Genomic DNA, 10,002 nt, shown 5'->3' with positions numbered 1-10,002 from the left:
GGACAGGGAACGTACGATCGTTCTCCATGTCCGCCAGCACAGATTCTTCGCATCGGTCTGCCCGAAACACTTCTCGTCCGGGCCACCGCTCCAGCCACGACCGCGGGCCCGAGAGGAATATGTAGGTCGGTCTACAGATTCGGCAGGCAGGTGCGGGCGCGGGGCTGTGCCGGGTGGGGCGGGGGGTCGGCGAGTTGGGTGCGCAGGCGTAGCAGGGCGTCGCGGATGCGGGTCTTGACGGTGCCGAGGGGGGCACCGAGGGCTTCGGCGGCCTGGGCTTGGGTGCGGCCGCCGTAGTAGACCAGCAGCAGGCATTCGCGCTGGACGTCGGTGAGGGTGGCCAGGGCGCGGCGGAGCCGTTCGCGTTCCCGGCCGCGTTCCAGGTCGTGTTCGACCTGGTCGGCGACCTCGTCGAAGGCCGGGGTGTAGGCGCGCAGGGCGGCGGTGCGGTCGCGGTCGGCGGCGGCCTGGGCGGAGCGGACCCGGTCGACGGCGCGCCGGTGGGCGAGGGTGAGCATCCAGGGCAGGACCTCGCCGCGCTCGGGACGGTAGCGCGCCGCCTCCCGCCACACCTGGAGGAACACCTCCTGGGTGACCTCCTCGGCCTGGGCGTGGTCGCGCAGCACCCACAGCACCAGGCCCAGGACGGTTCCGGCGGTGGCGGCGTACAGCTCCTCGAAGGCCCGCTCGTCGCCGCCGGCCACGCGTGCCGCCAGGGCGCGCAGCCCGGCCTGCCCGCCGTCGCCCGGGGGTTCGATGCCGGGGGGTTCGGTGCGGGGCGTCTCGTCTGCCGGGAGCCGGGGTGCCGGGGGCCGGGTGGCCGGCCGGTCGATCAGTGCGTGCACATGGCGACCGTCTCGGAGCGGCCACCGCCCGGGCTACTCGCATCGTTTGCGCATCGTTGTGCCCGCGCGTGTGCCCGCGCGTGTGCTCGCGCGTGTGCCCCCGGGCTGCCGTGGTGGTCCGGCCCGTCCGGCCTCGAAGCGTTGTGAGCCGCGTCACTTTCGCGGTGGCGGTGCAGCAGGGCTGCGCCGGGGTCCGTCATGGGGGCGAAGGTGACGGCGGAAGAGTGAGAAGAGTGAAGAGAGCGAGGGCGGCGGGTGAGGCTGCGCAGGGCCAGTCCCGGGATCGACTTCGTCGAGTTCGTACAGCAGCGTTCGGGCGCGCTGTTCCGGACGGCGTACGTGCTCACCGGGGACGCGCACACCGCGGAGGACCTCGTCCAGGAGGCGCTGGAACGGTCCTGCCGCAACTGGCGGCGGGTGGCGGCCGCGGAGGCGCCCGAGGCGTACGTGCGCCGGATCCTGGTGAACCTGGTCAACGACCGCTGGCGGCGGCTGAGCCGCTCCGGTGAGCGGCCCGGCGCGGCGCCCGGCGCCGAGCACGCCGACCCGCGCGACGCCTACCGGTCGGTGGAGTTGCGCGCGGAGCTCGTCACGGCGCTGCACACGCTGCCGATGGGGATGCGCACCGTGGTCGTCCTGTACTACCTCCACGACCTGGGGGACCAGGAGATCGCGCAGACACTGGACATCTCCCCCGGTGCCGTGCGCTCCCAACTCGCCCGCGGCCTCGCGAAACTGCGGGCCGCACTGCCCCGGCAGGACGTCCCGTCCGCGCCGCCGACCTCGCGCGGAGGTGCGTGATGACCCGCTTCCCGTCCCACGATCCCGACCACCCCTCTCCCGACCCCGACTTCGACCCCGGCCCCGGCTTCGACCCCGACTTCGACAAGGAACTCCTCGCCGCCATGACCGCATTCGCCGACAACACCCCGGCCCCCGCCATCGACGCCCTCGCCATCCGGCGCACGGTGCGCCGTCGCACCGTGCTCAGCGGCGCGGTGGCGGCGGCCGCGGTGGTCGCCATCGGCACGGGTGCGGCACTGCTCGCGCCGGGTTCGGGCCCGTCGCCCTCCGGCGGCCTGCCCGCGGGCCCCGCGAACGCCTCGGCGCCGATGTCCTCCGGCGCGCCCTCCCCCGCCGGGTCCGCTCCCGCGCCCGGGCCGTCGATGGCCTTCGGCACCCCCTCCCCGTTGATGCAGCCGACCGACGGGGTGCAGGTGAGTGTGCCGCCGGTCGTCAACCTGGCCAAGGACGCGGCCGTCAGGGCGCTGGAGGCGGCGGGACTGCGCTACGAGGTCCACGAGTTCACCGACTGGAACGTGCCCGCCGGGTCGGTCATCAACTCCGAGCCGCAGGCCGGCCGTACCGCACCTGCGCACTCGACGGTCCAGGTGTTCGTCTCCAAGGGCCGGCCGGGCCACTGACCGGCGCCGTCACGTCCAACACCGCTACGCAGGAGTCAAGTTGACGAAACCCCTCAGCCTCCCCCCACACGGGCGGCGAAGGGGCGGGCGAGGCCGTGCGCAGCAAGGCGGGAGGGCCGTGGACTGGGCCCGTGGACTGGGCCGGCCGGGTGAGGGGCGACGCGGTGTCGGACGGACGGCCGCGGCCTGCCCCGCCCCCCCCTGCTGCGGGCCCCACCTGCGGCGATCTAGGGTGCAGGCATGATCTCCTCACCGATATCCGGCCCCGACCAGGCGATGCGGGTGCTGATGGAGGGCAATGCCCGTTTCGTCGCGGGCAGCCCGGAGCACCCCAACCAGGACGCCGGGCGCAGGGCCGCCCTCGCTCCGGCGCAGCGGCCCTTCGCGGTGCTGTTCGGCTGTTCGGACTCCCGGCTGGCGGCCGAGATCATCTTCGACCGGGGGCTGGGCGACCTGTTCGTGGTGCGGACGGCCGGGCACGTCACCGGGGCGGAGGCGCTGGGCAGCATCGAGTACGGGGTGAGCGTGCTGGAGTGCCCGCTGGTGGTGGTGCTGGGGCACGACTCGTGCGGCGCGGTGGGCGCGGCGATGGAGGCGCTGGACCGGGGGCGGCTGCCGGGCGGGTTCGTGCGGGACGTGGTGGAGCGGGTCACCCCGAGCGTGGTGTCGGCCCGGGCCGCGGGCATCGAGGACCCGGACGGGATCGTCGACGAGCACATCCGCCAGACCGTGGACCTGCTGCTGGAGCGTTCCCAGTTGCTGGCCGCCAAGGTGGCCGAGGGCTCGGCGGCCGTCGTGGGCCTGTCCTACCGGCTGCGCGACGGCCAGGCCCGTACGGTGGCCGCCCGCGGCCCGGTCAGCGCCGCGTTCTGACCGCCGGCCCGTACGGGTGCTGAACCGGCCATACGGCCGAACCGGCGCGTAGGGCCGTCTGCCCCCGCCGGGGCCGGGAACTCCGTGTCCGGGAACGCCGTGTCCGATCACCGCCAGCGCCCGCACCCAGGCGGGGGCAGAGTCGGAGGCCGGCAACGGTTTCCCACTCAAGGACGGCTTTCCCGTGCACAAGGCCACCGATCTCAAGGTCCTCTACTTCGGCACCCCGGTGGTGCTGATCAGTTCGCGCAATGAGGACGGCGGCGCCAACCTGGCGCCGATGTCCTCGGCGTGGTGGCTGGGGCAGTCCTGCGTGCTGGGCCTCGGCAACACTGCCCAGACGGCCGTCAACCTGCGGCGCGAGGGCGAGTGCGTGCTCAACCTGCCCTCCTCCGGGCAGGTGGACGCCGTCGACGCCCTCGCGATGCTGACCGCCAATCCGGATCTGACCGAGCGCCGGCGGCAGCAGGGCTACCGCTTCGAGCGGGGCAAGTTCGCCGCCGCCGGGCTCACCGAGCAGCCGTCGGAGCTGGTGCGGGCGCCGCGCGTCGCCGAGTGCCCGGTCCAGTTGGAGTGCCGGTTGGAGGCGGCCACGCCGCTGGCGGGCAACCCGCAGTGCACCGCTTTCGAGGTCACCGTGGTGCGCGCGCACGTCGAGGAGCGCCTGCTCGTGCCCGGCACGGACCACTACGTGGACCCGCTCGGCTGGGATCCGCTGATCATGAAGTTCTGCGAGTTCTTCGGCGACGGGCGCCGGCTCGCCCCTTCCCGCCTCGCCGAGGGCTGGCAGATGCCGGGCCGTCTGCCCGTCGGTGTCCGGGCCTGACGCCCCGCCGCAGGTCCGCGAGCCCCCGCCGCCCGCCCGGCCGCCCGACGAGCCGCCCGTCTACCCGACCACCCAGCCGAGCGGCCGTCCGTCCGCCCGGCCGTCCGCCTAGTCGGCCGCCGCGGCGGGCACCAGGTCGTGGAGCAGGAAGTGGAGCTCGGTGTCGTCCGTCGACTCCAGCCACAGCCCGTCGGCGTCGAGCACCGAGGCCGCGACCACCCGTGCCTCGGCGACGAGTTCGGGGTGGGAGTCGAAGCCCGGCCACGGCAGGACGGGGAAGTCGTTGTCCTCGCCGAAGCGCCGCACCTGTTCGATGTCGCCCAGGACGGCGGGCGGCAGCGACTCGTTCGCCCAGGACCACAGCCAGGTCTGCCGGGCGAGGCTGACGCTGCCGATCATCGTGAGCCGGCCGGTGAGGAACACCTCGCTCTTGCGCGACCACTTCCTCTTGCGCGACCAGGTGATCCGCGCGTCGTCCATCGACCAGTGGTACTGCACGTCACCTGACAGTCCGAAGCGCTCGACCATGAGGGCCTGCCGCGCGCGGGCACGTTCGCGGGCCGCGATCACGACGCCCTCCCACCGGGAGTGGTCGTGCTTCGAGTGGTCGTCCACCGTGCCTCCTCGTACGGAACTGCCGGCAAGATCATCCCATCCGGCCTGCTGCTCCGTCCGAGCCCGTCGGCCCCACCCCGGCGTGATCCGGAAGAGAGCCCCTACGCGCTGGCGCCGCAGGAGTCGCAGATGCGGGTGGCGGGCAGTTGGAGGAAGCAGGAGGGGCAGATCGCCGGGGGGCGGGGCGGGGTGGCGGCGGCCGCCTTGCGGTTGACGGCCGCTTGCAGGCGCGGGGCCAGGGCGGGGGTGCCGCCGTCGGCGGGCAGTTGGGCGCCGAAGTGCCGGTAGCAGGCGAGGCGGGCGGCGGCGGCGTGGTGTTCGCGGTCCATGTCCGCTGCCAGCGGCGGCTGTCCGGCCACGGCCAGCACTTCCTGGTAGCCGACGCCGACCATGCCGTCGGTGGAGTGGACCACCAGTGCGGTCAGCGGCGGGTCCCCGCGGCGGTGTGCCTCGCGCACCACCAGGGCCAGGACCTTGCCGATCCAGGTGCGCTGGTGCACCCGGGTGCGCACTCCGGCCGCCTCCTGGACGGTCTCGGCCAGTTCGGAGTAGGTGATCACCGCGTGGTAGCGGCGGGCCACGTCCACCAGGGCCGGGTAGGCGGCCCTGGTCCAGGCGACCTGGGCCTGGGTGGAGCTGACCGCCGAACCGTCCGCGACCCGCCAGTAGCCGCGCTGTTGCTGTTCCATTCGACCGCCCCTGAAACCTCGTCCGCCGGCCCCCGCCGGGAGCGAGGCTACCCCGCCCTCCGGCGCTTCGGGCCGCCGGGGGCTTGACTTCAAGTGCTGTTGAAGTCGTCGAATGGGTCCCGACCGCAGCCGTACGGGCATCGCGGTCGATGCCCCGCCCGTACGGAACGACCCGGGGCCGGGGCCGCCTGCTTCCCGATCGTGCCGCAGGCGGCCCCGGCCCCGTCGTCGTCCGCCGGCCCACCACCCGCCACGGGGCGCAGGCGGGCGTCACCAGCAGAGCCGGGGGCCGGGCGTCACCAGCAGAGCCGCACGGCGGGCTCAGGCGGCCGCTTCGGCGAGGGTGTGGGCGACGAGGGCGTTGGCGTGGCCGTGGCCGAGGCCGTGCTCGGCCTTCAGCCAGGCGACGAGTTCCATGTGCTTGCCGAGCGGGGAAGCCCGGATGAGGTCCTTCCACTCGGCGACGGGTCGGCCGTACTTCTTCTCGATGGACGGGAAGTAGCTGGCGGGGCCCTTGGCGGGGGTGGCGGTCATGGTCGGTACGCCCTTTCGGGAACGGATGCGGTCGCGGTCTACCCAGGTAGGACCGCGACCGCATCGTCAACTCATCGCCCGGCCAAAGTGATCTGCGTCATACTCCAACCTTGCGCTTGGCCCGCCGCCCGGCGACGGGGGTGGGGTCGGCGTTCCAGGCGGCGACGGGGTTGCCGAGCCAGCGGGTGGTGCCGGGGACGTTCTCGCCGCGCATGACCAGGGAGGCGGGGCCGACGGTGGTGCCGGCGCCGAGGGAGGAGTTGAGCAGGACGATGGAGTGCGGGCCGGTGGTGGAGCCGGGGCCGAGGTGGACGGGGCCCAGGCGCATGACCCGGTCGTGGAAGAGGTGGGTCTGCAGGACGGTGCCGCGGTTGACGCTGGCGCCGGCCTCGACGGTGACGAGGTCGCTCTCGGGCAGCCAGTGGGTCTCGCACCACACGCCGCGCCCGATGTGGGCGCCGAGGCTGCGCAGCCAGGCGTTGAGGTAGGGCGTGCCGGTGATGGTGGAGCCGCCGAAGGGCATGGCGAGTTCCTCGACGAAGCTGTCGTAGAGCTCGTTGCGCCACACGAAGGTGGACCACAGGGGGTGTTCGGCGACGCGGAAGCGTCCGACGAGGAGCCACTTGGCGGCGGTGGTGACCAGGCAGGCGATGAGGGCGGCGCCGATGAGGACGAGGCCGGCGGCGGCGAGGGCGCGCGGCAGGCCGTAGTCGTCGCGCAGTTCCTGGAGGGTGGCGAGGACGAGGTCGCCGAGGAGGGCGGCGAGGACGATGGGCAGCAGGCGGCACAGTTCGACGCCGGCGCGGGCCCACATCAGGCGCCGGGGCGGGTTGTAGGTGCGGGCGTCGCCGCCGGCGGCCGCGACGCGCGGCAGGGCGAAGGCGGGGCGGCCGAGCCAGGAGGAGCCTTCGGGGGCGTTGACGGGGGTGTCGGACAGGACGCCGACGAGGGAGTTGTCGGGCAGTCGGCGGCCGGGGCCGACGATGCCGGAGTTGCCGACGAAGGAGCGGCGCCCGACGTGCGCGGGGCCGATGTGCAGCCAGCCGCCGCGCAGTTCGTAGGGGGCGACGAGGGTGTCGTCGGCGAGGAAGGCGCCGTCGTCGACGCGCATCAGGCCGGGCAGGGCCAGGACGGTGGAGGCTTCGACGCGGCGGCCGACCTTGGCGCCGAGCAGGCGCAGCCACACCGGGGTGAAGAGGCTGGCGTAGAAGGGGAAGAGGGTGCGCCGGGCGGTGTCGCTGAGCCGGGTGACGGCCCAGGCGCAGTAGGCGACGCGGCCGTGGGCGGGGTGGAAGCCGGGGCGCAACGGGATGGACAGGAGGCGGACCATGATCGCTATCAGCGTGGCGTGGCACACCAGGGTGAGGGCGGCCAGCGGGATGGTGGCGGGCAGGAGTTGGAGGAGGGCCGCGGTGAGGGTGCGGTCGGTGTCGACCATCGTGAAGACGATGGCGAGCGCGGGGAGGGCGGCGATGATCGGCAGGAGGCCGAAGACGGTCAGGCCGACGCCGTAGGCGAGGTTCCAGAAGCGGGAGCGGGGGGTGGCGGCGGCTGCGGGCCAGGTGGTGCGGGCCTCGGTGGAGGGCCGGGCCGGGGAGCCGTGCCAGTGTTCGCCCGCGGGTACGGCGCCGGTGACGCAGGAGCCGGGGGCGATGTCGGCGCCGGCGCCGATGCGGGCGCCGGGCATGAGGGTGGAGCGGCCGCCGATGCGGGCGCCGTCGCCGATGTCGATGCGGCCGAGGTGGAGGGTGTCGCCGTCGAGCCACCAGCCGGCGATGTCGGCTTCGGGTTCGACGGTGGCGCCGGCGCCGATGCGGGCGAGGCCGGTGACGGGGGGCAGGGTGTGCAGGAGGACGCCGGTGCCGATGCGGCAGCCGAGCGCGCGGGCGTAGCGGCGGGCCCAGGGGGTGCCGGCGAGGGCGCCGACGCCGAAGAGGGTGACGGCGCGTTCGGCGGCCCACAGTCGCAGGTGGGCCTGGCCGCCGCGGGGGTGGCTGCCGGGGCGCAGGCCGGCGGTGAGCAGGCGGGCGCTGCCGGCGGCGAGGAGGGTGCGGCCGGGGGCGCTGTAGAAGAGGAGGAGGCCGGCGGCGACGGGCCACCAGGAGCTGTGCGGGGCCCAGCTGAGTTGGCTGCCGATGAGGTTGTCGAAGGCGGTGAGGGCGAGGATCCAGCGCAGTCCGGAGATGCTGAAGACGCCGAGCAGGATGAGGGTCTGCCACAGGCCGGCGCTGGCGGGGGTGCGGCGCACGGTGCGGACGGGGGCGGGGGGGTGTGCGGCGCCGCCGGTATGAGGGGGGCCGGAGAGGTTGTCGAGGTAGTCGGCGAGGTCGCCGAGGACGGGGTGGGCGTAGAGGTCGGCGACGGAGACGCCGGGGTGGCGGGTGCGCAGTTCGGAGACGAGGCGGGCGGCGGTGAGGCTGGAGCCGCCGAGGGCGAAGAAGTCGTCGCCGGGGCCGGGGGCCGTGCCGAGCATGCTCTCCCAGCGGCCGGCGAGCCAGCCGGCGGTGCCGTCCAGGGGGGCGGCGGTGCCGGGGGTGGCGGTGCCGGGGGTGGCGAGCGGCCAGGGCAGGGCGTTGCGGTCGACCTTGCCGGAGGTGCGGGTGGGCAGGGAGTCGACGAGGGCGAGGACGGGCACGAGCGGGGCGGGCAGGCGTCCGAGCAGGTGCTGGCGGGCGGCGGTGAGGTCGGGGGTGGTGCCGGGCTGGGCGACGAGGTAGCCGATCAGCAGGTCGGCGCCGGCGGGGCTCTTGCGGACGGCGGCGGCCGCGGCGCGGATGCCGGGCAGGGCCTGGAGGGCGGCGTCGATCTCGCCGAGTTCGATGCGCCGGCCGCCGAGTTTGATCTGGTCGTCGGCGCGGCCGACGAAGACGAGGCCTTCGGGGTCGTTGCGCACGAGGTCGCCGCTGCGGTAGACGCGCGGGGAGGCGAGGGCGGGGTGGGCGCTGAACTTCTCGGCGTCCTTGGCGGGGTCGAGGTAGCGGGCGGTGCCGATGCCGGTGATGAGGAGTTCGCCGGTCTCGTACCAGGGGACGGGGTGGCCGGCGGCGTCGACGACGGCGATCTCCCAGCCGTCCAGGGGGGTGCCGATGCGTACGGGCTGGCCGGGGAGCATGCGGGCGGCGGTGGCGACGACGGTGGTCTCGGTGGGGCCGTAGGTGTTCCAGAACTCGCGGCCGGGGGTGGCGAGGCGCTCGACGAGTTCGGCGGGGCAGGCCTCGCCGCCGACGATGATCAGGCGCACGGCGTCCAGGCACTCCTGCGGCCACAGGGCGAGCAGGGTGGGGACGGTGGAGATGGCGGTGATGCGGCGTTCGACGAGCCAGGGGCCGAGGTCGGTGCCGGCCTTGACGAGGGAGCGGGGGGCGGGGACCAGGCAGGCGCCGTGGCGCCAGGCCAGCCACATCTCCTCGCAGGAGGCGTCGAAGGCCACCGACAGGCCGGCCAGGACGCGGTCGCCGGGGCCGAGCGGCTGCTGCCGCAGGAAGAGGCGGGCCTCGGCGTCGACGAATGCGGCCGCGGAGAGGTGGGTGACGGCGACGCCCTTGGGGCGGCCGGTGGTGCCGGAGGTGAAGATGATCCACGCGTCGTCGGCGGGGGTGGGCCAGACGGGGTTGCCGCGGGGCCCGGCCCCGGAGCCGGGGGCGAGCCGGCGTTCGGCGCCGAGGACGGCGCACACCTGGGCGTCCTGCCAGATCATGTCGGCGCGCTCGTCGGGGTCGTCGGCGTCGACGGGCACGTAGGCGGCGCCGCAGCGCAGCACGGCCAGGATGGCGACGTACAGGTCGGCGGTGCCGGAGGGGATGCGCACGCCGACCCGGTCTCCGGCGCCGATGCCGTGTCCGGCGAGGACGCCGGCGAGGGTGTCGACCTCGTGCATGAGGGCGCGGTAGTCGAGTACGGCGGTGCCGGTGTCCAGCGCGGGTGCGTGCGGGTGGGCGTCGGCGGTGGCGGTGACGATGTCGAGCAGGCTGCGGGGGTGCGCGGGCCGGACGGCCGGCCAACCGGCGGCGTGGGCAGGCCCGGGACGGTTCAGCGTTCCCGGGCCTGCCATGTCCTGGCGTGCGTCCATAAGGAGTGTCCTCGGCTGGGAGTAGTCATTAAGGATGAATGCGGGGAGTCACCTTGCGTGGTGCCTCACTCACCATGACTCCACTGGGAGCCCGCTGGATGCCGTGGAGGTGGAGTCAAAGGAACTT

Annotated in this window: 9 protein-coding genes; 4 read left to right on the top strand and 5 right to left on the bottom strand. The window is 74.5% G+C overall.

Annotated features, from left to right (window positions below; all coding sequences use genetic code 11):
• Nucleotides 1-131 precede the first annotated feature (131 nt).
• Nucleotides 132-758 (bottom strand): ECF RNA polymerase sigma factor SigK, encoded by a 627-nt coding sequence (gene sigK, locus AB0R04_RS36575; protein ID WP_363378199.1) that lies wholly within the window; start codon nt 756-758, stop codon nt 132-134.
• A gap of 348 nt (nt 759-1,106) precedes the next feature.
• Between sigK and AB0R04_RS36570 the strand changes: the two genes are divergently transcribed.
• From AB0R04_RS36570 to AB0R04_RS36555, 4 genes are all read left to right on the top strand, one after another.
• A complete protein-coding gene (locus tag AB0R04_RS36570) occupies nt 1,107-1,646 on the top strand; it encodes a SigE family RNA polymerase sigma factor (RefSeq protein ID WP_363378197.1) in 540 nt (179 codons plus the stop codon).
• Nucleotides 1,646-2,269, top strand: a complete 624-nt coding sequence (locus AB0R04_RS36565) for a PASTA domain-containing protein (protein ID WP_363378194.1) — start codon at nt 1,646-1,648, stop codon at nt 2,267-2,269. The genes AB0R04_RS36570 and AB0R04_RS36565 overlap by 1 nt, the downstream gene beginning before the upstream one ends.
• Nucleotides 2,270-2,509: 240 nt before the next feature.
• On the top strand, nt 2,510-3,142 hold the full coding sequence (locus AB0R04_RS36560) for a carbonic anhydrase (protein WP_363378192.1): 633 nt from the start codon (nt 2,510-2,512) through the stop codon (nt 3,140-3,142).
• 184 nt (nt 3,143-3,326) lie between these two features.
• The gene (locus tag AB0R04_RS36555) at nt 3,327-3,968 is read left to right on the top strand and encodes a flavin reductase family protein (RefSeq protein ID WP_063352907.1); all 642 of its coding nucleotides are present in this window, start codon (nt 3,327-3,329) and stop codon (nt 3,966-3,968) included.
• A gap of 108 nt (nt 3,969-4,076) precedes the next feature.
• Here the strand turns inward: AB0R04_RS36555 and AB0R04_RS36550 are convergent, their stop codons facing one another.
• From AB0R04_RS36550 to AB0R04_RS36535, 4 genes are all read right to left on the bottom strand, one after another.
• Nucleotides 4,077-4,583, bottom strand: a complete 507-nt coding sequence (locus AB0R04_RS36550) for a DUF6882 domain-containing protein (protein WP_363378190.1) — start codon at nt 4,581-4,583, stop codon at nt 4,077-4,079.
• A 101-nt stretch (nt 4,584-4,684) separates the two neighbouring features.
• Nucleotides 4,685-5,272 (bottom strand): hypothetical protein, encoded by a 588-nt coding sequence (locus AB0R04_RS36545; RefSeq protein ID WP_063352909.1) that lies wholly within the window; start codon nt 5,270-5,272, stop codon nt 4,685-4,687.
• Between the two features lie 321 nt (nt 5,273-5,593).
• Complete coding sequence (locus tag AB0R04_RS36540) at nt 5,594-5,806, bottom strand: DUF4287 domain-containing protein (RefSeq protein ID WP_363378188.1); 213 nt, start codon at nt 5,804-5,806, stop codon at nt 5,594-5,596.
• A gap of 97 nt (nt 5,807-5,903) precedes the next feature.
• Nucleotides 5,904-9,875, bottom strand: a complete 3,972-nt coding sequence (locus AB0R04_RS36535; protein ID WP_363378186.1) for a Pls/PosA family non-ribosomal peptide synthetase — start codon at nt 9,873-9,875, stop codon at nt 5,904-5,906.
• Nucleotides 9,876-10,002 lie beyond the last annotated feature (127 nt).

This window comes from Kitasatospora sp. NPDC056731, assembly GCF_040687675.1.
Classification (GTDB): Bacteria; Actinomycetota; Actinomycetes; order Streptomycetales; family Streptomycetaceae; genus Kitasatospora.
Note: the sequence above shows the minus strand (reverse complement) of the source record. Positions and strands in the feature narration are given on the sequence as shown.